Source organism: Streptomyces flavotricini (genome assembly GCF_020639365.1).
In the GTDB taxonomy this organism is placed as follows: domain Bacteria; phylum Actinomycetota; class Actinomycetes; order Streptomycetales; family Streptomycetaceae; genus Streptomyces; species Streptomyces flavotricini.
In genome coordinates this window covers 3235470-3258002 of record NZ_JAINUL010000001.1, presented here as the reverse complement: position 1 = coordinate 3258002, position 22533 = coordinate 3235470, and the positions used below count along the sequence as shown (strand labels likewise).

Annotated in this window: 23 protein-coding genes; 19 read left to right on the top strand and 4 right to left on the bottom strand. The window is 70.6% G+C overall.

Features of this window, described 5'->3' with window-relative positions; genetic code table 11:
* The first annotated feature begins 17 nt into the window (after positions 1–17).
* The 14 genes from K7B10_RS14400 (at position 18) to K7B10_RS14335 (ending at position 12824) form a co-directional block, all read left to right on the top strand.
* Positions 18–665: an L-threonylcarbamoyladenylate synthase gene (locus tag K7B10_RS14400; RefSeq protein WP_030153769.1), complete on the top strand. Its 648-nt coding sequence runs from the start codon at positions 18–20 to the stop codon at positions 663–665.
* A complete protein-coding gene (locus K7B10_RS14395; RefSeq protein WP_372481409.1) occupies positions 662–1351 on the top strand; it encodes an arsenate reductase/protein-tyrosine-phosphatase family protein in 690 nt (229 codons plus the stop codon). Before K7B10_RS14400 ends, K7B10_RS14395 begins: the two co-directional genes overlap by 4 nt.
* A gap of 105 nt (positions 1352–1456) precedes the next feature.
* Complete coding sequence (gene glyA / locus K7B10_RS14390; protein ID WP_229336446.1) at positions 1457–2689, top strand: serine hydroxymethyltransferase; 1233 nt, start codon at positions 1457–1459, stop codon at positions 2687–2689.
* A 101-nt stretch (positions 2690–2790) separates the two neighbouring features.
* On the top strand, positions 2791–4125 hold the full coding sequence (locus tag K7B10_RS14385; protein ID WP_229345034.1) for an MraY family glycosyltransferase: 1335 nt from the start codon (positions 2791–2793) through the stop codon (positions 4123–4125).
* Between the two features lie 285 nt (positions 4126–4410).
* Positions 4411–4848: a Cg1360 family ATP-synthase-associated protein gene (locus K7B10_RS14380; protein WP_229336445.1), complete on the top strand. Its 438-nt coding sequence runs from the start codon at positions 4411–4413 to the stop codon at positions 4846–4848.
* Between the two features lie 225 nt (positions 4849–5073).
* The gene (atpB, locus tag K7B10_RS14375) at positions 5074–5898 is read left to right on the top strand and encodes a F0F1 ATP synthase subunit A (protein ID WP_229336444.1); all 825 of its coding nucleotides are present in this window, start codon (positions 5074–5076) and stop codon (positions 5896–5898) included.
* A gap of 76 nt (positions 5899–5974) precedes the next feature.
* A complete protein-coding gene (gene atpE, locus K7B10_RS14370) occupies positions 5975–6208 on the top strand; it encodes an ATP synthase F0 subunit C (RefSeq protein WP_030857147.1) in 234 nt (77 codons plus the stop codon).
* Positions 6209–6251: 43 nt separating this feature from the next.
* Positions 6252–6791 carry a F0F1 ATP synthase subunit B gene (locus K7B10_RS14365; RefSeq protein WP_030857149.1) on the top strand — a complete coding sequence of 180 codons (540 nt, stop codon included), beginning with the start codon at positions 6252–6254 and terminating at the stop codon, positions 6789–6791.
* Positions 6788–7603: a F0F1 ATP synthase subunit delta gene (locus K7B10_RS14360; protein ID WP_229336443.1), complete on the top strand. Its 816-nt coding sequence runs from the start codon at positions 6788–6790 to the stop codon at positions 7601–7603. Before K7B10_RS14365 ends, K7B10_RS14360 begins: the two co-directional genes overlap by 4 nt.
* Positions 7604–7735: 132 nt before the next feature.
* Positions 7736–9331, top strand: a complete 1596-nt coding sequence (atpA, locus tag K7B10_RS14355; protein WP_030857153.1) for a F0F1 ATP synthase subunit alpha — start codon at positions 7736–7738, stop codon at positions 9329–9331.
* 20 nt (positions 9332–9351) lie between these two features.
* Positions 9352–10269 carry a F0F1 ATP synthase subunit gamma gene (locus K7B10_RS14350; RefSeq protein ID WP_229336442.1) on the top strand — a complete coding sequence of 306 codons (918 nt, stop codon included), beginning with the start codon at positions 9352–9354 and terminating at the stop codon, positions 10267–10269.
* On the top strand, positions 10269–11711 hold the full coding sequence (atpD, locus tag K7B10_RS14345) for a F0F1 ATP synthase subunit beta (RefSeq protein WP_229336441.1): 1443 nt from the start codon (positions 10269–10271) through the stop codon (positions 11709–11711). Before K7B10_RS14350 ends, atpD begins: the two co-directional genes overlap by 1 nt.
* Before the next feature lie 163 nt (positions 11712–11874).
* A complete protein-coding gene (locus tag K7B10_RS14340) occupies positions 11875–12249 on the top strand; it encodes a F0F1 ATP synthase subunit epsilon (protein WP_008738187.1) in 375 nt (124 codons plus the stop codon).
* Between the two features lie 128 nt (positions 12250–12377).
* Positions 12378–12824, top strand: a complete 447-nt coding sequence (locus K7B10_RS14335) for a DUF2550 domain-containing protein (protein WP_030153784.1) — start codon at positions 12378–12380, stop codon at positions 12822–12824.
* Between the two features lie 113 nt (positions 12825–12937).
* Here K7B10_RS14335 and K7B10_RS14330 read toward each other — a convergent pair whose 3' ends face one another.
* The 3 genes from K7B10_RS14330 to K7B10_RS14320 form a co-directional block, all read right to left on the bottom strand.
* On the bottom strand, positions 12938–14761 hold the full coding sequence (locus tag K7B10_RS14330; protein ID WP_229345029.1) for a glycoside hydrolase family 18 chitinase: 1824 nt from the start codon (positions 14759–14761) through the stop codon (positions 12938–12940).
* A gap of 201 nt (positions 14762–14962) precedes the next feature.
* A complete protein-coding gene (locus K7B10_RS14325; RefSeq protein ID WP_229336440.1) occupies positions 14963–15616 on the bottom strand; it encodes a response regulator in 654 nt (217 codons plus the stop codon).
* Positions 15613–16797, bottom strand: a complete 1185-nt coding sequence (locus K7B10_RS14320; protein WP_229345026.1) for a sensor histidine kinase — start codon at positions 16795–16797, stop codon at positions 15613–15615. The genes K7B10_RS14325 and K7B10_RS14320 overlap by 4 nt, the downstream gene beginning before the upstream one ends.
* A 181-nt stretch (positions 16798–16978) precedes the next feature.
* Here K7B10_RS14320 and K7B10_RS14315 point away from each other — a divergent pair, with 181 nt between their 5' ends.
* Positions 16979–17542, top strand: a complete 564-nt coding sequence (locus K7B10_RS14315; protein WP_229336439.1) for a hypothetical protein — start codon at positions 16979–16981, stop codon at positions 17540–17542.
* On the opposite strand, the gene K7B10_RS14310 is transcribed toward K7B10_RS14315, so the two are convergent.
* Positions 17539–18111 (bottom strand): cob(I)yrinic acid a,c-diamide adenosyltransferase, encoded by a 573-nt coding sequence (locus K7B10_RS14310; protein ID WP_229336438.1) that lies wholly within the window; start codon positions 18109–18111, stop codon positions 17539–17541. The genes K7B10_RS14315 and K7B10_RS14310 overlap by 4 nt on opposite strands.
* 58 nt (positions 18112–18169) lie before the next feature.
* Between K7B10_RS14310 and K7B10_RS14305 the strand changes: the two genes are divergently transcribed.
* From K7B10_RS14305 to K7B10_RS14290, 4 genes are all read left to right on the top strand, one after another.
* Positions 18170–18382, top strand: coding sequence for a hypothetical protein (locus K7B10_RS14305; RefSeq protein ID WP_229336437.1), 213 nt, complete (start codon positions 18170–18172; stop codon positions 18380–18382).
* Positions 18383–18541: 159 nt separating this feature from the next.
* On the top strand, positions 18542–19390 hold the full coding sequence (locus tag K7B10_RS14300) for a 3-hydroxyacyl-CoA dehydrogenase family protein (protein WP_229336436.1): 849 nt from the start codon (positions 18542–18544) through the stop codon (positions 19388–19390).
* 172 nt (positions 19391–19562) lie between these two features.
* On the top strand, positions 19563–19886 hold the full coding sequence (locus tag K7B10_RS14295; protein ID WP_030857175.1) for an STAS domain-containing protein: 324 nt from the start codon (positions 19563–19565) through the stop codon (positions 19884–19886).
* Between the two features lie 191 nt (positions 19887–20077).
* On the top strand, positions 20078–22510 hold the full coding sequence (locus tag K7B10_RS14290; RefSeq protein ID WP_229336435.1) for an ATP-binding protein: 2433 nt from the start codon (positions 20078–20080) through the stop codon (positions 22508–22510).
* The last annotated feature ends 23 nt before the right edge of the window (positions 22511–22533 follow it).

The window sequence follows — 22533 nt, the reverse complement described above, 5'->3', positions numbered from 1 at the left end:
CACGAGGAGTCCCGCTGATGGCCCGGCGATACGACTGCAACGACGCGACGGACCGCAAGACGGGTCTGCGTGAAGCCGCATCCGCCGTGCGCCGCGGCGAGCTCGTCGTGCTGCCCACCGACACCCTGTACGGGATCGGCGCGGACGCCTTCAGCGCCGAGGCGGTCGGCGACCTGCTCGCCGCCAAGGGGCGCGGCCGCAACATGCCGACCCCCGTGCTCATCGGCTCCCCGAACACCCTGCACGGGCTCGTCACGGACTTCTCCGAGCAGGCCTGGGAGCTCGTCGACGCCTTCTGGCCGGGCGCGCTGACGCTCGTCGCCAAGCACCAGCCCTCGCTCGCCTGGGACCTGGGGGAGACCCGCGGGACCGTGGCCGTGCGGATGCCCCTGCACCCCGTCGCGATCGAGCTGCTGACCGAGGTCGGTCCGATGGCCGTGTCCTCGGCGAACCTGACCGGGCACCCGGCGCCCGAGGACTGCGACGCGGCGCGCGAGATGCTCGGCGACTCCGTGTCCGTCTACCTGGACGGCGGTCCGACTCCGGGGATCCAGCCCTCGTCGATCGTCGACGTCACGGGGAAGGTTCCCGTCCTGCTGCGCGAGGGGGCGCTGACCGCCGAGCAGCTGCGGGAGGTCGTACCCGACCTCGAGGTGGCCCCGTGAGCCCTGAGGGGCGTGGCATAGCAAGCGGGCACACCTCCGGCGCCGACCACGGCTGGGGGGACCCCCACCCGGCGGGCGCCGGCGGGGACACGTTCCGCATCCTCCACGTCAGCACCGGCAACGTGTGCCGCTCGCCGATCACCGAGCGGCTGACCCGGCATGCGCTGGCGCACCGGCTGGGCGGTATTCCGGCCGGCGACCTGATCGTGGAGAGCGCGGGGACCTGGGGCCACGAGGGCGCCCCGATGGAGGCGAACGCGGCGGCCGTGCTCGCGGATTTCGGTGCGGACGCGACCGGGTTCACGGGGCGGGAGCTCCTGGACGAGCACGTCATACGGGCGGACCTGGTGCTGACCGCCACGCGGGACCACCGGGCGCAGGTCATCTCGATGGGGCATTCGGCGGGGCTGCGGACGTTCACGCTGAAGGAGTTCACGCGGCTGGTGCGGGCCATAGATCCGGCCACGCTGCCGCCGCTCGACGACGGGGTCGCGGAGCGGGCCCGCGCGCTGGTGCGGGCCGCCGCCGCGCTGCGCGGGTGGCTGCTGGCGCCCTCGCCCGACGCGGACGAGGTGTACGACCCGTACGGGGCGCCCATCACCTTCTTCCGCTCGATCGGCGATGAGATCAACCAGGCGCTGGACCCGGTGGTCACGGCCCTGACGGGCGTGAACCCTCCGCGCTGACGCTTCTGGGCGGCCCCGCCCGCGGGTCTCTTCCGCTGAAACGGGCAGAGCGGGACAGGGCGCCCTAGAGTGGGGCTATTCGGGACAGCCCACTGGAGTCGCGCCATGAGCGTCATCACCCCGCCCTCGGACCTGCTGCGGCAGCAGGATCCGCAGATGGCCGACGTGCTCGCGGGGGAGGCGCAGCGGCAGGCCGTCACCCTGCAGCTGAGCGCCGCCGAGAACTTCACCTCGCCCGCCGTACTGGCGGCCCTCGGCTCGGCGCTCGCCAACAAGTACGCCGAGGGCTATCCGGGCCACCGCTACCACGGCGGCTGCGACTACGCCGACCTCGCCGAAGGGCTGGCCGTCGAGCGCGCCCGGGCGCTCTTCGGGGTCGAGCACGCCAACGTACAGCCGCATTCCGGCTCCTCCGCCGTGCTGGCCGCGTACGCCGCGCTGCTGCGGCCCGGGGACACCGTCCTCGCGATGGGGCTCCCGTACGGCGGCCACCTCACCCACGGCTCTCCCGCCAACTTCTCCGGCCGCTGGTTCGACTTCGTCGGGTACGGCGTCGACGCCGAGACCGGCCTGATCGACTACCAGCAGGTACAGGGCCTCGCCCGCATGCACCGGCCCAAGGCCATCGTCTGCGGCTCGATCTCCTACCCCCGCCACCCCGAGTACTCCGTGTTCCGTGAGATCGCCGACGAGGTCGGGGCGTACCTCATCGCGGACGCCGCCCATCCGATCGGGCTCGTCGCCGGCGGAGCCGCGCCCAGCCCCGTCCCGTACGCCGACGTCGTCTGCGCGACCACGCACAAGGTGCTGCGCGGCCCGCGCGGCGGGATGGTCCTGTGCGGATCGGAGTTCGCCGAGCGGATCGACCGGGCGGTGTTCCCCTTCACCCAGGGCGGCGCCCAGATGCACTCCATCGCCGCCAAGGCCGTGGCCTTCGGCGAGGCCGCGGCGCCGGCGTTCACCACGTACGCCCATCGGGTGGTGGCCAACGCGCGGGTGCTGGCCGAGGAGCTCGCGTCCCACGGGTTCGCGGTGACGACGGGCGGCACCGACACCCACCTGATCACCGCCGACCCGGCTCCGCTCGGCGTGGACGGTCCGACCGCGCGCGGCCGGCTCGCGGCCGCCGGGATCGTGCTCGACACCTGCGCCCTCCCGTACGGGGACCAGCGCGGGATCCGGCTCGGTACGGCGGCCGTCACCACCCAGGGCATGCGGGAGCCCGAGATGGCCCGGATCGCCGCGCTGTTCACCGCCGCGATGCGCGGGGAAGGCGCGAACACCCGGGTGGAAGTGTCCGAGCTGACGCGCGGATTTCCCCCGTATGGGGAGCAATAGGGACAAGAGGGGCGTACTGCAACCGGGATAGCGCCCCCTCGCGTCCTCGGTGAGGGGTACATCGCAGCTAATGTGTGGGGCTGAGATGGCCGGCGATACATCTGGGGCAGCCCGTGCGTGAATATCTGCTGACGCTTTGCGTCACGGTCGCGGTGACCTACCTGCTCACCGGGCCCGTGCGGAAGTTCGCGATCGCGGCCGGTGCGATGCCGGAGATCCGCGCCCGCGACGTGCACCGCGAACCCACTCCGCGGCTCGGCGGCATCGCCATGTTCGGCGGACTGTGCGCGGGGCTGCTGGTGGCGGACCACCTGCGCAACCTCAACGGCGTCTTCGAGCTGTCGAACGAGCCGCGGGCACTGCTCTCCGGAGCCGCCCTGATCTGGCTGATCGGCGTCCTCGACGACAAGTTCGAGATCGACGCCCTGATCAAGCTCGGCGCGCAGATGATCGCCGCCGGCGTCATGGTCATCCAGGGTCTGACCATCCTGTGGATCCCCGTCCCGGGCATCGGGACGGTCGCGCTGACCCAGTGGCAGGGCAACCTGCTCACGGTGGCCCTCGTCGTGATCACCATCAACGCGGTGAACTTCGTGGACGGGCTCGACGGCCTGGCGGCCGGCATGGTCTGCATCGCCGCCGCCGCGTTCTTCCTCTACTCGTACCGGATCTGGTTCGGGTACGGGATCGAGGCGGCCGCGCCCGCCACCCTGTTCGCGGCGATCCTGATGGGCATGTGCCTGGGCTTCCTGCCGCACAACATGCATCCGGCGCGGATCTTCATGGGCGATTCCGGATCGATGCTCATCGGTCTGGTGCTGGCCGCCGCCGCGATCTCGATCACCGGGCAGGTGGACCCGGACACCATGGCGCTGTTCGCCGGCGGTGAGCGCAACGCGGTGCACGCGATGCTCCCGGTCTTCATTCCGCTTCTGCTCCCGCTGACCATCATCGCGATCCCGATGGCGGACCTGGTCCTGGCCATCGTGCGGCGTACGTGGAAGGGACAGTCGCCCTTCGCGGCCGACCGCGGGCACCTGCACCACCGGCTGCTGGAACTCGGGCATTCGCACAGCCGCGCGGTGCTGATCATGTATTTCTGGTCGGGGCTGATCGCATTCGGCGCGGTGGCGTATTCGGTGCACTCCGCCTCGATGTGGATCGTGCTCGCCATCGTCGCCCTGAGCGCGCTGGGCCTCGTACTGCTGCTCCTGCCGCGCTTCACCCCGCGCGCCCCGCGCTGGGCCGAGGGTCTGGTCCCGCCGCGCTACCGGCACCGCGAGCGCGCCGCCGAGGCGGCGGCGCTGGATGCCTCCGGCCGGGAGCCGGAGCCCGCCGGGCCGATCCGGGTCGGCGTCTCGGGCGTCAACGGAGCGACCGCGGTAGGCCCCCGTTCGCGCTTCCCCGACCGGCGTAAGGCCGAGTCGGCACGCTGACGCCCGTAGTACATGTCGGACATGAACCGCCTTTAGCACACACAACGACGACTTGTCGCGCACACACGGGCGGGTTAGCTCTCATGTGTGACAGTCAGCACACCACGCAGGTAAAGCTCTCATCAAATAGTTTGTGATACCGTTCACTAAACCCGGCGACAGAGCCGAAGGACCGTAGTGCGACGGCCCATCGGCCCGAGGTTCGATCTCGGACCGGGCTTACGCTCGTCCCGTACGAGTTCCCGTACGAGTCCGTGCCCCCACCACCACGCGGAGCAAACCGCCATGCGGTCAGATGACGTCCGATCCCTCCTCCACGCCGCTGTACCCACGGCTGTCGCCGGCGCTCTCGCAGCCGTCATCAGCGCCGTGGTGGCAGGTGGCAAGGGGGCTCTCGGGGCCGTCATCGCCACGCTGCTGGTGATGCTGTTCATGGGCATCGGGTTCGTCGTTCTGCAACGCACCGCGAAATCGCTGCCGCACCTGTTCCAGGCCATGGGGCTGATGCTCTACACGGCCCAGATCCTGCTGCTCTTCGTCCTTCTCGCCGTGTTCAAGAACACGACGCTGTTCAACCCCAAGGCATTCGCGATCACGCTCGTCGCCACCACCCTCGTGTGGATCGGCGCTCAGACGCGTGCTCACATGAAGGCCAAGATCCTGTATGTCGAACCGGACTCGACGAAGGGCGACAAGCCCGAAAATTCGGGGCCGAAGTCGTGAGGGGTAGGGCCGGAATAAGCGCGCGTTCGAGATGCTGCTATCGTCCGGTTCCAACTGCGGCATTGCGGGCGCGGGCATCTGAGCTGACGCCTGTTCCATCGCGAGGCTCGATGCCTGATCGCCGCCCCCACACCCGTAACACCAGTCCAGTGCCGAACAGCGGCTGTGCGCCGCGCCGACACAACGAGGTTGCCGTACCTATGCGCCACGCTGAAGGAGCCCGCGGTGAGTGCTGACCTGACGCAGGTGCTCGCTTTCGAGACCGACTGTCACATCTTCGACGGATGTGGCTTCCCCGGCCCGGGCCTGCACTCGTTCCTCTTCGAGCCGCTGTGGGGCGAAGCCGGCACCACCAGTGCGTACTTCAACAAGCCGATGCTCCTGGCCCTGCTGGGCTCGGTGATCATCGTCGCCTTCTTCTGGGCCGCGTTCCGGAAGCCGAAGGTCGTACCGGGCAAGCTCCAGATGGTCGCCGAGGCCGGCTACGACTTCGTGCGCCGCGGCATCGTCTACGAGACGCTGGGCAAGAAGGAGGGCGAGAAGTACGTCCCCTTCATGGTGTCGCTGTTCTTCTTCGTCTGGGTCCTGAACGTCTGGTCGATCGTCCCCGTGGCCCAGTTCCCGGTGACCGCGATCATCGCGTACCCGGCGGCGCTCGCGCTGATCGTCTACTTCATCTGGATGTCGGTGACGTTCAAGCGTCACGGCTTCGTCGGCGGACTCAAGAACCTGACGGGCTACGACAAGTCGCTCGGCGCGGTCCTCCCGCTCGTCATGGTCATCGAGTTCTTCTCGAACGTCCTGGTGCGCCCCTTCACCCACGCGGTCCGACTGTTCGCGAACATGTTCGCCGGTCACACCCTGCTGCTGCTGTTCACCATCGCCAGCTGGTACCTGCTGAACGGGATCGGGATCGCCTACGCGGGCGTCTCTTTCATCATGGTCATCGTGATGACGGCCTTCGAGCTCTTCATCCAGGCTGTTCAGGCCTACGTCTTCGTGCTCCTGGCCTGCAGCTTCATCCAGGGCGCGCTCGCCGAGCACCACTGAGTCCGGCCCTCCCCCAAACCCCCTGTCGTCCGGTGGCCAACCCCCACCGGTCCGTGAAAGAGAAGGAAGAACTGGCATGTCCCAGATCCTCGCTGCCGCCGAAGGCGTCACCGGCTCCCTCAGCTCCGTTGGTTACGGTCTCGCGGCCATCGGCCCGGGTGTCGGCGTCGGCATCATCTTCGGTAACGGCACGCAGGCTCTCGCCCGTCAGCCCGAGGCTGCCGGTCTGATCCGCGCCAACCAGATCCTCGGCTTCGCCTTCTGTGAGGCGCTCGCCCTCATCGGTCTGGTCATGCCGTTCGTCTACTAAGACGAGCCACGACCACTAGTCCGATTAGACGAAAGGCACTGATGTGAACCTCCTGGTTCTCGCGGCCGAGACGGAAAACCCGCTCGTTCCGCCGATCCCCGAGCTCGTCATCGGTCTGATCGCCTTCGTCATCGTCTTCGGTTTCCTCGCGAAGAAGCTGCTCCCGAACATCAACAAGGTTCTGGACGAGCGTCGCGAGCAGATCGAGGGCGGTATCGAGAAGGCTGAGGCCGCTCAGACCGAGGCCCAGAGCGTGCTGGAGCAGTACAAGGCCCAGCTCGCCGAAGCCCGGCACGAGGCCGCGCGCCTGCGCCAGGAAGCGCTGGAGCAGGGCACTGCGCTCAAGGAAGAACTGCGCGCAGAGGGCCAGCGGCAGCGTGAGGAGATCATCGCTGCCGGCCACGCCCAGATCGAGGCCGACCGCAAGGCCGCCTCTCAGGCGCTGCGTCAGGACGTGGGCAAGCTCGCCACCGACCTGGCCGGCAAGCTCGTCGGCGAGTCCCTCGAGGACGCCGCCCGCCAGAGCCGCACGATCGACCGCTTCCTCAGCGAGCTTGAGGAGAAGGCCGAGGCGGCCCGATGAACGGAGCGAGCCGCGAGGCGCTGGCCTCCGCGCGCGAGCGTCTCGACGCGCTGATGGACAACACGTCCGTCGACGCGGCGAAGCTCGCCGGCGAGCTGGCAGCCGTCACCGCGCTGCTCGACCGTGAGGTCTCGCTGCGTCGGGTCATCACGGACCCGGCGCAGTCCGGCGAGGCCAAGGCCGAGCTGGTCGGCCGGCTGCTGTCCGGCCAGGTGGGCGGGGAAACCCTCGACCTGCTGTCCGGCATGGCGCGGTCGCGCTGGTCGCAGTCCCGCGACCTGGTGGACTCGCTGGAGGAGCTGGCGGCCACCGCCGACCTCACGGCGGCCCAGCAGGGTGGCGCGCTCGACAACGTCGAGGACGAGATCTTCCGCTTCGGCCGGATCGTCGCCTCGAGCACCGAGCTGCGTGCCGCGCTGACCGACCGCGGCGCCACCGCCTCCGCCAAGAGCGAGCTGCTGCGCAGCCTGCTCGGCGGCAAGGCGAACGCCGCCACCGAGCGTCTGGTCGCGCGTCTCGTCACGCACCCGCGTGGACGTAGCCTGGAAGCGGGACTGGAGTCCCTTTCCAAGCTCGCCGCCGAGCGCCGTGACCGCATGGTCGCCACCGTGACCACCGCGGTTCCGCTCAGCGACGTGCAGAAGCAGCGTCTCGGTGCGGTGCTGGCCAAGCTGTACGGCCGCCAGATGCACCTGAACCTCGACGTGGACCCCGCGGTCCTCGGCGGGATCACGGTGCGGGTCGGCGACGAGGTCATCGACGGCACCATCGCGGACCGCCTCGCAGAGGCGACCCGCCGCATGGCCGGCTGACCTCAGCCAGCAATAGAACAAAAGCATTCCTAGCGGCCCGGTTGGGCCGTGCAGAACTTGCAGAAGATTCCTGGGGGTCGCCCCCAGACCCCTAAGAAGCTTCAGGCCCAACAAGGAGAGCAGGGAACCCAGATGGCGGAGCTCACGATCCGGCCGGAGGAGATCCGGGACGCACTGGAGAACTTTGTCCAGTCGTACCAGCCGGACGCGGCCTCGCGCGAGGAGGTCGGAACGGTCAGCGTTGCCGGCGACGGCATCGCGAAGGTGGAGGGCCTGCCCTCCGCCATGGCGAACGAGCTGCTGAAGTTCGAGGACGGCACCCTCGGTCTCGCCCTCAACCTCGAGGAGCGCGAGATCGGTGCGGTCGTCCTCGGCGAGTTCAGCGGTATCGAGGAGGGCCAGCCGGTGCAGCGCACCGGTGAGGTGCTCTCCGTCGGCGTCGGCGAGGGCTACCTCGGCCGCGTCGTCGACCCGCTCGGCAACCCGATCGACGGTCTCGGCGAGATCGCGACCGAAGGCCGTCGCGCCCTGGAGCTTCAGGCTCCGGGCGTCATGGTCCGCAAGTCGGTGCACGAGCCGATGCAGACCGGCTACAAGGCCATCGACGCCATGGTGCCCGTCGGCCGTGGCCAGCGTCAGCTGATCATCGGTGACCGTCAGACCGGCAAGACCGCTCTGGCCGTCGACACGATCATCAACCAGCGCGACAACTGGCGCTCGGGCGACGTGAACAAGCAGGTTCGCTGCATCTACGTCGCCATCGGCCAGAAGGGCTCGACCATCGCGTCCGTTCGCGGCGCCCTGGAAGACGCCGGTGCGCTCGAGTACACGACGATCGTCGCCGCCCCGGCGTCCGACCCGGCCGGCTTCAAGTACCTGGCGCCGTACACCGGTTCCGCCATCGGCCAGCACTGGATGTACGCCGGCAAGCACGTCCTGATCATCTTCGACGACCTGTCGAAGCAGGCCGACGCCTACCGCGCCGTGTCGCTGCTGCTGCGCCGCCCGCCGGGCCGTGAGGCCTACCCGGGTGACGTCTTCTACCTGCACTCCCGTCTGCTGGAGCGCTGCGCGAAGCTCTCCGACGACATGGGTGCCGGTTCGATGACCGGTCTGCCGATCGTCGAGACCAAGGCGAACGACGTGTCGGCGTTCATCCCGACCAACGTCATCTCCATCACCGACGGCCAGTGCTTCCTGGAGTCCGACCTGTTCAACGCGGGCCAGCGCCCGGCGCTGAACGTCGGTATCTCGGTCTCCCGCGTCGGTGGCTCGGCCCAGCACAAGGCCATGAAGCAGGTTTCCGGCCGTCTGCGCCTGGACCTCGCCCAGTACCGCGAGCTGGAGGCGTTCGCCGCCTTCGGTTCCGACCTGGACGCCGCTTCGAAGGCCTCGCTGGAGCGCGGCAAGCGCCTGGTCGAGCTGCTGAAGCAGGGCCAGTACCAGCCGATGCCCGTCGAGGAGCAGGTCGTCTCCGTCTGGGCCGGCACCACCGGCAAGATGGACGACGTCCCCGTCAACGACATCCGTCGCTTCGAGTCGGAGCTGCTGGAGCACCTGCGCCGTGAGCGCAAGGACCTCCTGACCTCCATCGCGGACGGCGGCAAGATGTCGGACGACACCCTGTCCTCCATCGCGGACGCCATCGCCGGCTTCAAGCGCCAGTTCGAGACCTCGGACGGCAAGCTCCTGGGCGAGGACGCACCGGCCGTCAACGTCTCCAAGTGACGACGGAAGGGACCTGACTCATGGGAGCGCAGCTCCGGGTCTACAAGCGTCGCATCCGTGCCATCACGGCGACCAAGAAGATCACCAAGGCGATGGAGATGATCGCCGCCTCGCGCATCGTCAAGGCGCAGCGCAAGGTGGCGGCGTCGATGCCGTACGCGACCGAGCTCACCCGTGCGGTGACCGCGGTGGCGACCGGTTCGAACACCAAGCACGCCCTGACGACCGAGGTCGAGCAGCCGAGCCGTGCCGCGATCGTGCTCATCACGAGCGACCGCGGTCTGGCCGGCGGCTACTCCTCCAACGCCATCAAGCAGGCGGAGCGGCTCACCGAGCGGCTGCGCGGCGAGGGCAAGGAGGTCGACACCTACATCGTCGGCCGTAAGGGTCTGGCCTACTACGGCTTCCGCGAGCGCAAGGTCGCGGATTCGTGGACCGGCTTCACCGACAGCCCGGCCTACGCCGACGCCAAGCGCGTCGCGGGGCCGCTGATCGAAGCCATCCAGACGGAGACGGCCGAGGGTGGCGTCGACGAGCTGCACATCGTCTACACGGAATTCGTGTCGATGATGACGCAGAACCCGGTCGACGGCCGGATGCTGCCGCTCAGCCTCGACGAGGCTGTGGAGGAGAGCGGTACGAAGGGCGAGATCCTTCCGCTGTTCGACTTCGAGCCGTCGGCGGAGGACGTCCTCGACGCCCTTCTGCCGCGCTACGTCGAAAGCCGTATCTACAACGCACTGCTGCAGTCGGCCGCTTCCGAGCACGCCGCCCGCCGCCGCGCGATGAAGGCGGCGACCGATAACGCCGGAGACCTCATCAAGAGCCTCTCCCGGCTTGCCAACGCGGCCCGCCAGGCCGAAATCACCCAGGAAATCAGCGAGATCGTCGGTGGCGCCAGTGCCATGGCCGACGCGACCGCGGGGAGTGACAAGTAATGACGACCTCTGTTGAGACGGCCGCCGCCTCGGGCCGCGTCGCCCGGGTCATCGGCCCGGTCGTCGACGTGGAGTTCCCCGTCGACGCGATGCCCGAGATCTACAACGCGCTGAAGGTCCAGGTCGCCGACCCGGCCGAGGACGGCGCGCTGAAGACCCTGACCCTCGAGGTCGCGCAGCACCTGGGTGACGGCCTCGTCCGTACCATCTCGATGCAGCCGACCGACGGTCTGGTCCGCCAGGCCCCGGTGACCGACACGGGCGAGGGCATCACCGTCCCCGTCGGTGACTTCACCAAGGGCAAGGTGTTCAACACCCTCGGTGAGGTGCTGAACTACCCCGAGGAGAACGCCAACGTCACCGAGCGCTGGCCGATCCACCGCAAGGCCCCTCGCTTCGACGAGCTCGAGTCGAAGACCGAGATGTTCGAGACCGGCGTCAAGGTCATCGACCTTCTCACCCCGTACGTCAAGGGTGGAAAGATCGGTCTGTTCGGTGGTGCCGGTGTCGGCAAGACCGTTCTGATCCAGGAAATGATCTACCGCGTCGCCAACAACCACGACGGTGTGTCGGTCTTCGCGGGCGTCGGTGAGCGTACCCGTGAGGGCAACGACCTCATCGAGGAAATGGCCGACTCCGGCGTCATCGACAAGACGGCGCTCGTCTTCGGCCAGATGGACGAGCCCCCGGGCACCCGTCTGCGCGTCGCCCTGGCCGGTCTGACCATGGCGGAGTACTTCCGCGATGTGCAGAAGCAGGACGTGCTCTTCTTCATCGACAACATCTTCCGTTACACCCAGGCCGGTTCGGAGGTGTCGACCCTTCTGGGCCGCATGCCGTCCGCCGTGGGTTACCAGCCGAACCTGGCTGACGAGATGGGTCTGCTGCAGGAGCGCATCACCTCGACCCGCGGTCACTCGATCACCTCGATGCAGGCGATCTACGTCCCCGCGGACGACCTGACCGACCCGGCGCCGGCCACCACCTTCGCCCACCTCGACGCGACGACGGTTCTCTCCCGTCCGATCTCCGAGAAGGGCATCTACCCGGCCGTGGACCCGCTGGACTCGACGTCCCGCATCCTCGACCCGCGGTACATCGCGGCGGACCACTACGCCACGGCGATGCGCGTCAAGGGGATCCTGCAGAAGTACAAGGACCTCCAGGACATCATCGCGATCCTCGGTATCGACGAGCTGGGCGAGGAGGACAAGCTCGTCGTCCACCGTGCCCGTCGCGTCGAGCGCTTCCTGTCGCAGAACACCCACGTCGCCAAGCAGTTCACCGGCGTGGACGGTTCGGACGTTCCGCTCGACGAGTCGATCACCGCGTTCAACGCGATCTGCGATGGTGACTACGACCACTTCCCCGAGCAGGCGTTCTTCCTGTGCGGTGGCATCGAGGACCTGAAGGCCAACGCCAAGGAGCTGGGCGTCTCCTGATCCGGCGCGCTCCTCGCGGGGCGCTTCCGGTCGCAGCCGCCAGCCAACGCTGACCGTGTCTGCAGACGGAGAGGGGCGGGTGTGTCCCGTCCCTCTCCCCACGCCCATTAGAATTTGACCCAACACCCGGCTTACCCGCCGGGTGGTGACCCGAGGAGCCACCTTGGCTGCTGAGCTGCACGTCGAGCTGGTCGCGGCGGACCGTAATGTCTGGTCCGGCGAGGCCACCCTGGTCGTCGCCCGCACCACGTCCGGCGACATCGGCGTCATGCCCGGTCACCAGCCGCTTCTCGGTGTGCTGGAATCGGGCCCGGTGACCATCCGTACCAGCGAGGGCAACACTGTCGTCGCCGCGGTGCACGGCGGTTTCATCTCGTTCGCGGACAACAAGCTGTCCCTGCTGGCCGAGATCGCCGAGCTCGCTGACGAGATTGACGTCCAGCGGGCGGAGCGGGCACTGGAGCGCGCGAAGTCGGAGGCCGATGCGGCCGCCGAGCGTCGCGCCGATGTCCGGCTGCGCGCGGTCACGGGGCACTGAGCCCCGTACCGAACAGGTTTGAGACCTCAGCCGCGGTCCGGTCTGGAATTTTCCAGACCGGGTCGCGGCTGAGGCGATGCAGGTCGTTTTTCGTTTGAGGTATTCGATGAGCGAGGAGGTCGGTGAAGATGCTCCTCGCTCTGCTTGTGAGCGGCCTGGTCGTAGCCCTGGTGGTGATCGGGCTGTTTGTGTTCGGGCTGCGCCGGAGACTGATCCAGCGGTCCGGCGGCACGTTCGACTGCAGTCTGCGCTGGGGCGTGTCGGAGGAACCCGACATCTCCGGCAAGGGCTGGGTGTACGGGGTCGCCCGCTACAGCGGTGACCGCATCGAGTGGTTCCGCGTCTTCTCGTACTCCCCGCGGCCGCGCCGCCTGCTGGAGCGCTCCTCCATCGAGGTGGTCGCCCGCCGCGCGCCCGAGGGCGAGGAGGAGCTGGCGCTGCTGTCCGACGCCGTCGTGCTCGGCTGTCTCCACCGGGGGACCCGCCTGGAGCTGGCGATGAGCGAGGACGCGCTGACCGGCTTCCTGGCCTGGCTGGAGGCGGCGCCCCCCGGGCAGAGGGTGAACGTGGCCTGAGGGCCTGAGGGCCTGAGGGCCTGAGGGTCTGAGGGCCTGAGGTCGTGACGGAGCCGGGAGACGGGGGGCGGACCCCGTCTCCCGGCTCCGTCGTTCACCGGGGTCGGTGGTGCCTACTGGAGCCCGGCGTGGACCGCGTTGGCGAGTTCGCCGTTCGCCGTGTCCCCGCTGAACTCCCAGTAGAAGGCGCCCCTGAGACCCTGCTGCTTGGTCCAGCTCATCTTCCCGGCGATGGTGGCGGGGGTGTCGTAGCTCCACCAGTTGCTGCCGCACTTGGCATAGGCGGTGCCGGCGACGGTGCCGGTGGCCGGGCAGCTGTTCTTGAGCACCTTGTAGTCCTCGATGCCCTGCTCGTACGTGCCGGGGGCGGGCCCGGTGGCGGTGCCGCCGGGGGTGGCCTGCGTGACGCCGGTCCAGCCGCGGCCGTAGAAGCCGATGCCGAGGTTGAGCTTCGAGCCCGCGATGCCCTTGCCCTTGAGCTTGGTGATCGCCGCCTCGGAGTTGAAGCCGGCGATCGGGATGCCGGCGTACGAGGTGAGCGGGGAGTGCGGGGCGGTCGGGCCCTTGGCGTCCCACGCGCCGAAGAAGTCGTACGTCATGACGTTGTAGAAGTCGACGTACTGGGAGGCGCCCGCGTAGTCCGCGAGGTCGAGCTTGCCGCCGTTGGAGCCGTCGGCGGAGATCGCGGCGGTCACCAGGTTGCTGCTGCCGAACTTGGTGCGCAGCGCGGACAGGACGTTCTTCAGGGAGGCGGCCCCGCTGGTGTCGCAGGACAGGCCGCAGGCGTTCGGGTACTCCCAGTCGATGTCGATGCCGTCGAAGACGTCCGCCCAGCGCGGGTCCTCGACCAGGCCGTAGCAGGAGTCGGCGAACGCGGCCGGGTTGGCCGCGGCCTGGCCGAAGCCGCCGGACCAGGTCCAGCCGCCGAAGGACCACAGCACCTTGATGTTGGGGTACTTCGCCTTGAGCTTGCGCAGCTGGTTGAAGTTGCCGCGCAGCGGCTGGTCCCAGTTGTCGGCGACGCCGTCGACGCTCTGGTCGGCGGTGTAGGCCTTGTCGTAGTCGGCGTAGGCATCACCGATGGTGCACTTGCCGCCCTGCACGTTGCCGAACGCGTAGTTGATGTGGGTGATCTTCGCGGCGGAGCCGGAGGTGTCCAGGTTCTTCACGTGGTAGTTGCGCCCGTAGACGCCCCACTCGGTGAAGTAGCCGAGCTTGACCTTGCCGCCCGGGTCCGGGGGCGTGGTGCCGCCGCCGGTCGTGGTGACCGGGACGGAGCCGGAGGCGGGGCCGGTCTGATCGGCGGTGTCGCGGGCGATGACGCTGTAGGTGTACGTCGTGCCCTTGGTCAGGCCGGAGTCGGAGTAGCTCGTACCGGTGACGGTCGCGATCTTGGTGCCGCCGCGGTAGACGTCGTAGTTCTTGACGCCCTTGTCATCGGTGGCGGCGGCCCAGCCGATGGTCAGCGAGGTGTCGGTGACCCCGCTCGCGGTGGGGGTGCCGGGGGCCGAGGGCGGGCTGTCGGTCGGGGTCGAGCCGCCGTCGCAGGAGCCGCCGTTGACCTTGCAGCCGCTCGGGGCGCCGGAGCCGGCGCCGTTGAAGCCGAAGCTGATCGTGGCACCGGGGGCGAGGGAGCCGTTCCAGCCGACGTTCTTGCCGGTCCAGTGGGTCCCGGAGCTGGTGACGGTGGCGTCCCAGGCGGAGGTGACCGTCGTGCCGGAGGGGTAGTCCCACTCCACGGTCCAGCTGGTGAGGGCGGTGGTGCCGGTGTTCTTCACCGTCCACTTGCCCTCGAAGCCGGTGCCCCAGTCGGAGACCTTCGTGTAGGTGGCCGTCGCGGAGGCGGCGGCCTCGGCGGGGCCGGCCAGGGCCACGAGTCCGGCGATGGGCAGGGTGAAGGCGGCCACGCTCGCGGCGAGCCTTCGCAGCAGTCGCATGCGGGGTGGGGGTGCCGAGCTTGCTGTGCTCAAGGGTGCTCCTCCGTAGGTCCGTCCCGGTCGTGGGGCCGACCGGGACTGGGGATGGGACCTGCGCCGCCCGTGAGCACGCTTGTCATGGCACGCTCACCACAGTTGCCGCGAGCGTAGAAAGGTCTGGACCAACCGTCAAGAGGTCCAGACCTTCGCTCCGGTGCGCCTCTAGAGACCCAACTCCTGGGCGAGGACGGCCGCCTGGACCCGGCTGCGCAGCTCCAGCTTCCCCAGCAGCCTGCTGACGTGCGTCTTCACCGTCGCCTCCGCCATCTCCAGCCGCAGCGCGATCTCCGCGTTCGACAGCCCCTCTCCGAGACGGCCGAGCACCTCCCGCTCCCGCCGCGTCAGCGAGGCCACCGCCGCGGCCGTCTCCGGAGCCACCGGGACCTTCGCGGGCCGCGGGGCCGCGAACTCGGCGATCAGCCGCCGGGTCACCGCCGGGGCGATCAGGCCCTCCCCGCGCGCCACCGTCCGTACGGCCTCGATCAGCTCCGCCGCGTCCGCGTTCTTCAGCAGGAAGCCCGCCGCCCCCGCGCGCAGGGCTCCGAACACGTACTCGTCCAGGTCGAAGGTGGTCAGGACGAGTACGTCCGCCAGCCCCTCCGCGACCACCTGGCGGGTCGCCGACACCCCGTCCAGCCTCGGCATCTGCACGTCCATGAGGACGAGGTCCGGCCCCAGCTCCCGCGCCAGGCGCACCGCCTCCTCCCCGTCCGCCGCCTCGCCCACGACCTCGACGTCTCCCGCGCTGCGCAGGATCAGCACCAGTCCCGCCCGTACCGCGCTCTGGTCCTCTGCCACCACCACCCGGATGCTCATCCGGCCACCACCCTCTCCTCCGCGGGCAGATCCGCCCGCACCAGCCAAACCGCTCCCGTACGGCCCGCCGAGAACTCCCCGCCCAGCAGATCCGTCCGCTCCCGCATGCCGACCAGCCCGGCCCCCGAGCCGGGCGCGCGGGGACCCGGCCGGTCGCCGTACGGGGACTCCACCCGTACGGTCAGCAGCCCGTCCGCACGCGTCACGCGGACCCGGACCGTGCCCGGCGCGGCGTGCTTGAGGGTGTTCGTCAGCGACTCCTGGACGATCCGGTACGCCGCCAGCTCCACGGGGGCCGGCAGCGGCTCCCCGGGCGGCCGGTCGTCCAGGAGTACGAAGTCCAGCCCGCTCGCGGCGCCGTTGACACGCGCCTGCGCCAGCAGGGCGTCGAGCCCGTCGAGGCAGGGCGTGGCGACCGCCTCCTGCTCGGCGCCCGCGTCCCGCAGCAGCCCGATCAGCCGCCGCATCTCGGCGAGCCCCTGCACGCTGTTCTCCCGGATCACCCCGAGGGCCTCCCGGCTCGTCGCGGGGGAGCCGATGGACAGTGCGGCCGTGGAGTGGATGGCGATGGCGGAGAGGTGGTTGGCCACCATGTCGTGCAGCTCTCGGGCCATCCGGGCGCGCTCGGCGACGACGGCCTGACTGCGGTCCATTTCGGCCAGCAACGCGGTCTGCTCGGCGCGCAATCGGGCGGCCTCGGCGGCCTCGCGGTGGTTGCGCAGGGTGGCGCCGGTCAGGGCCGGGCCGAAGCTGACGATGCCGGTGATCACGCCGATCATCAGGGCCTGCGGCGTGCGCAGCCAGGCCACCGAGGCGATGGTGACGGCGATGGTGACCAGGCCGGTGGTGACCGGGAGCCGCCGGGCCATGGCGGGTTTGCCGTAGACGACGGCCGCGTACATCAGGTCGGTGAAGATCAGGACGGTGCCCAGGTTCCCCACGGTGAACTGGTCGGCGATCACCCCCACGGTGCCGACGGCCAGCGTGGTGTTGGGTGCCGTACGGCGCAGCAGCTCCATCGGGCCGAGCACGAAGAGCGGGACCAGGGCCGCCCAGGCCGGGAAGAAGTGCCGGTTGTTCGTGCTGTAGATGCCGAGCGACCACAGCAGGAGGCCCGCGAGCACGCTCAGCACCGCGAGGAGGACGTCGTCGCGGTGCGGGCGGAAGGCCTGGGTCGGGATCACGGTCCCATCCAACAGGGTGGGGCGGCGCGGGGCGTCACCGCCGGGGCGGAGGCCGGGCGGCGCGGCAGTACACCGAAGGATGCAGTCACGGTTCGTCACCGGCGACGACGAAGCGGCGCCGATCGGGCGGGAGGCTGGATCTCGTGGTCGGCGAAGCGGCCACGGAAGGGAGAATCCGGTGCTCGTCGCACTGATCGTCGCCTGCGAGGTCGGCTTCTGGGTGCTGCTGGCCGGCGGACTGGCGCTGCGCTACCTCGCGAAGACGCCGAGGCTGGGGGCGGCGGTCCTGCTGTGCGAGCCGCTGCTGGAGCTGGTCCTGCTGGTGGTCACCGCGGTGGACCTGAAGAACGGGGGCGAACCGAGCTGGACGCACGGCCTGGCCGCGCTCTACATCGGCTACACCGTCGGCTACGGCCACTACACGGTGAAGTGGCTCGACCGGCACGCGGCGCACCGCCTCGCCGGGGGGCCGAAGCCGCCCGGTGCGAAGTACGGAAGGGCCAGGGCGGTCCACGAGTGGAAGCTGTGGACGCGCACGCTGGCCGGTGCGGCCGTCGCGCTCGGGTTGCTGCAGGGCGCGATCTGGTACGTGGGCGACGCGGCCGACACCGGCTCCCTGCAGAGCTGGCAGTACGCCGCCCTGCGGGTGCTCGGCATCCAGGCCGTGATCGCCGCCACGTACACGCTCTGGCCGCGCAAGCCCCCGGCGGCGGAGCGGCGGGACCTCGCGGACACTCCCTAGCGCTCGCCGCCGGGCACCCAGAGGACGTCGCCGATCTCCTTGTTGGCCGTACGGGCCAGGATGAAGAGGAGGTCGGAGAGGCGGTTGAGGTAGGTCGCGGTCAGCGGGTTCATCGCCTCGCCGTGCACCTCCAGCGCCGCCCAGGTGGAGCGCTCGGCGCGGCGGACCACGGTGCAGGCCTGGTGCAGCAGGGCCGCGCCGGGGGTGCCGCCGGGGAGGATGAAGCTGCGCAGCTTCTCCAGCTGCTCGTTGAAGGTGTCGCAGTCGGCTTCGAGCTTGTCGACGTAGAACTGCTCGACGCGCAGCGGCGGGTACTCGGGGTTCTCGACGACCGGAGTGCAGAGGTCGGCGCCGACATCGAACAGGTCGTTCTGCACCCGAACCAGGACCTTCACGACATCCTCCGGCAGCGCGCCGAGGGCGATCGCCGTGCCGATGGCCGCGTTGGCCTCGTTGGCGTCGGCGTAGGCGGAGATCCGCAGATCGGTCTTGGCCGTCCGGCTCATGTCGCCGAGAGCGGTCGTGCCCTTGTCACCGGTGCGGGTGTAGATGCGCGTGAGGTTCACCATGCGGCCAGCGTAGTAACCCGCCCGCGGAAATGGCAGGCGGGACCGCCCGCAGCCCGGCGTGATCGCCCCCAGCGGTGCGCCCTCCCTGTGCGCCGTCCCGCGGCGGTTGGGCGAGAACCCCGCCGTCGGCGCGCGGACCCGCGAGGGCATCCGCCACCTCGCCCCTCGCGGCCGGATGACCCTGGATCCGGGCCACGTGGACGCCGCGGAGCGGGAGACGGGCCGGCTGGAGGCCATCGCGCAGCGGTACCGCTGCGGCGCCGGTGCGTGAACTGCCCGAGTTCGGCGGGCGGCTGGGCCGGATCGGTGTGATGTCCGTCAGTTGAGACGTGACGCGTGTTACTTCGCGGTCACACGAACCCCCGCTGGCGCTAGTCTCCGCCGGAGAGGCTTACGAGACTGGGCCGTATGGAAGAACGTGGGGTGTGCAGTGGCTGGGAAGCTCGCCGTCATCGGTGCCGGACTGATGGGTTCCGGAATCGCTCAGGTCTCCGCTCAGGCGGGGTGGGACGTCGTACTGCGTGATGTCACCGACGCCGCGCTGACCCGCGGCACCGACGGCATCAAGGCCTCGTACGACAAGTTCGTCTCCAAGGGCAGGATGACGGCCGGGGACGCCGAGGCCGCGCTCGCCCGCATCAAGACCACCACCGACCTCGACGTGGTCGCCGACGCCGACATCGTCGTCGAGGCCGTCTTCGAGAAGCTCGAGGTCAAGCACGAGATCTTCCGTGCGCTCGACAAGCTCGTACGCGACGACGCGATCCTCGCGTCCAACACCTCCGCCATCCCGATCACCAAGATCGCGGCCGTGACGGAGCGTCCGGAGCGCGTCGTCGGCGCGCACTTCTTCTCGCCCGTCCCGATGATGCAGCTCTGCGAGCTCGTCCGCGGCTACAAGACGAGCGACGAGACCCTCGCCGCCACCCGTGCGTTCGCCGAGTCCGTCGGCAAGACCTGCATCGTCGTCAACCGCGACGTCGCCGGGTTCGTGACGACCCGTCTGATCTCCGCGCTGGTCGTCGAAGCGGCGAAGCTGTACGAATCGGGCGTGGCGTCCGCCGAGGACATCGACATCGCCTGCAAGCTGGGATTCGGCCACGCCATGGGGCCGCTCGCCACCGCCGACCTCACCGGCGTCGACATCCTGCTGCACGCCACCAGCAACATCTACACCGAGTCCCAGGACGAGAAGTTCGCGCCGCCGGAGCTCATGCGCCGCATGGTCGACGCCGGCGACATCGGCCGCAAGAGCGGCCAGGGCTTCTACAAGCACTGAAGCAAAACTGAGCGCACGTTCGAATATCCGCACCCGCACGGGTGAATTAGGTATCGGTTCGCTCACGGTCGGCAACCTCTCTGCCCGAACGGCAGTCAGATGCAGTGAGAGTTGCCGACCGCGGACCAGTCGGATCCCTACGTACCCGTACCCAGGACTGCCGGGAGCACATATGCACATCAGGGGCGACCACGCCGAACTCGCTGTCGGGGGCCGCCTCGACGTGCGCAGCGCGGCGGACGCCCGTACGGCCCTCCACACCGCCCTCGACGACGGCCACGGCGACCTCGTGCTGGACCTCGCCGGGCTCGACTCCTGGGACGCGACCGGGCTCGGCGTGATCATGGGAGCCCACCGGCGGGCCGGCCGGACCGGCCGCCGCCTCGTCCTGCGCGGGGTGCCGCCGCAGATGCAGCGCCTCCTCGTCGCCACCCGGCTGCACCGCATCCTCGCGATCGAGGGCGGGCTGGAAGCGGAATCCCTCCCGAGGGTCTGACGCGGGCACCGTTTACCCTTCCTGCGGAAACGTAACGGTCCGGTGGTGATGGCACCCCTGCGGTTCCGTGCGGGACCGGGCACCGTCTAGGGTTCGGGCGGAAACCGGACCCGTAGCGACAGCGGAATGTGCGAAGGCCGGACGGTACGACACGACGGCTACGGCGCAGGGCGCGATCGGGGGACTAGGTCATGGACCGCACGCAGGGGCAGCCCGAACCGGTGGAGCGGCCCGCGAAGGCGCCCGTGCCCGCAGTGACGGCGCCCGCGCCTCCTGCGACGGCCTCCGCGGCACCCGCACCGGTCGCCGCCGGGCCCGCCGTCGCGCGCGTCGTCACCCTCACCGCCGGGGACTTCACGCTCACCGTGAACCCCGTCGACGGCAGCGAGATCGAACCGCGCCGCCCCGGCACCGGAGGCAGCGCCCCCGCCAAGCGCGACGCCGCCGGCCGCGCCGCCCGGGACACCGCCGCGCGGCCGCCCGTCCTGCCCGGCGCCGCCACCCCGGCCACGCTCCTCCTGGCCCGCGAGGAGGAGCGTGAGCGCCTCGTACGGCTGCTGGGCCGCGGCCGCTCCGTACGGCTGACCGGACCCGCCGGCTCCGGCCGCAGCTCCCTGCTCGACGCGGTCGCCGCCGACTGCACGCGCCTGGCGCCCGACGGCGTCATACGGCTCAGCGGGTACGGGCACCAGCAGCCCGGTGAGCTGCTGCACGCCCTGTACGCCGCCGTGTACGAGGCCTCGCGCGAGCGGCCCGAGCGGACCCAACTCCTCGCCCGCGTACGGGACATCGGGGCCATCGTGCTCCTCGACGACCTGGAGATGGGCGGCGCCGCCCTCGACGAGCTGCTGCGCGCCACCCCCGAGTGCGCCTACCTGCTGGCCGCCACCCCCGACACCCGCGCGCCCTCCGACGACTCGCACCTGGAGGAGATGTTCCTCGGCGGGCTCGGCGGGGCCGACTGCGTGCAACTGCTCGAAGCGGGCATAGGCCGGGCGCTGACCGAGGAGGAGACCGCCTGGGCGGGCGACCTGCGGTTTGCGTCCGAAGGACTGCCGCTGCGCTTCGTCCAGGCGGCGGCGCTGCTGCGCCAGCGCGACGAGCGAAACCTTTCCTCGGCCGGCGACGAGGACGAGGAGCCCGGGGTCTTCGAGGAGCGGCCGCGCGACGCCGCGGTCATACCCCTGCCGACGCTGGCCGAGGGCGCGGCCCCCGCCGAGCTGCTGGCCTCCCGGGTCAGCGAGTCGGCGCGGGCGGCCCTGCGGATCGCGTGCGCGCTGGGCGGGGAGCTCCCGCACCACGCCCACCTGCCGGCGCTCGTGGGGGACACCCACGCCGACGCGGCGGTCGCGGAACTGCTGGGCTGCGGACTGATCACCCCGGTCGGCACCCGCTACCGCCTGGCCGCCGGGGTCGCGCGGCAGCTGGAGGAGGCCGGGTACGGGGACACCGCGGCGGAGGAGGCCCGTACGGCCGCCCGCCACTACGCCTGGTGGACCGGGCACGCCTCGGTGACCCCGGAGCGGGTCGCGGCGGAGGCCGACGCGGTGCTGGCGGCGCTGGCCGGCGCGGACGTGGTGGCCGCCGTACTGCTGGCCCGGACCGCGGCCCCGGCGTTCGCGGCCTCGCGGCACTGGGAGGCGTGGGAGCGGGTGCTGCGCTCGGGGGCCGAGGCGGCGCGGAAGGCCGGAGAGGTCGCGGAGCAGGCGTACTTCCACCACGAGCTCGGCGTACTCGCGCTGTGCGAGGGGCGGCTGGACCGGGCACGGGCCGAACTGGAGGCCTCCATCGGCCTGAAGGGCGCGCTCGCCGACAAGCGGGGCACGGTGGCGGGCCGGCGGGCGCTCGCGCTGGTCGCCGACCGCGAGAAGGCGGGCGTGGAGGTCTCGCCGCCGCTGCGGCTGGAACCGCCGGCGGTGGCGCCGGCGTCCGCGCCGGCCGCGGGGACCACGCCGGCCGCGGAGGCCGTGACGACGGTGCTGCCGGTGGCCGGGAGCTCGGCGGCGCCGGTGGCGCCCGCGGCGCCCGTGGTGCCGGTGATCGGGCGCTCCGAGGCCCCGACGACCCTCACGGAGGTCTTCGAGGAGGCCTTCCCCCTCAACCCGAAGCCGGCGCCGCCGGTGGTGCCCGCGGCGGCCGGGCCGACGCGGGCGCCGCGCAGGCAGCCGCTGCGCAAGCCGGTGCTGCTGGCGGCGGGGGCGCTGACGGTGGTGGCACTGGGCGCGGTCATGGCCCTGGCGATGTCGGGCTCGGACGACCCCGGGACCCCGGCGGGCGGGGACGGTCCGGCGGCGTCCTCGACGCCCACGCCCGGGGCATCGGCGCCGGGTGTGCCGGGAACGAGCGGGAACGATCCTGCGCAGGACCCGGGAACCCCGGCCCCCGACGCCACCGACCCCGGCTCCCCGGAGTCGGCCCAGACCCCGGACCCGAACCAGCCGCCGCGGCCGCCGTCGCGCAAGCCGGTCACGCCGTCGCCGTCGCAGAAGCCCTCTCCGGACGGGCCGAAGCCGCCCAGCCCGGACCCGTCGCCGACACCGCCGGCTCCCACGCCCACGCCCACGCAGCCGGATCCGACGCCCACCGCGACGGCCACACCGGCCAGCCCGACGGCGACGTCGTAACGGCGCCGCGCCGGGTCAGGCCC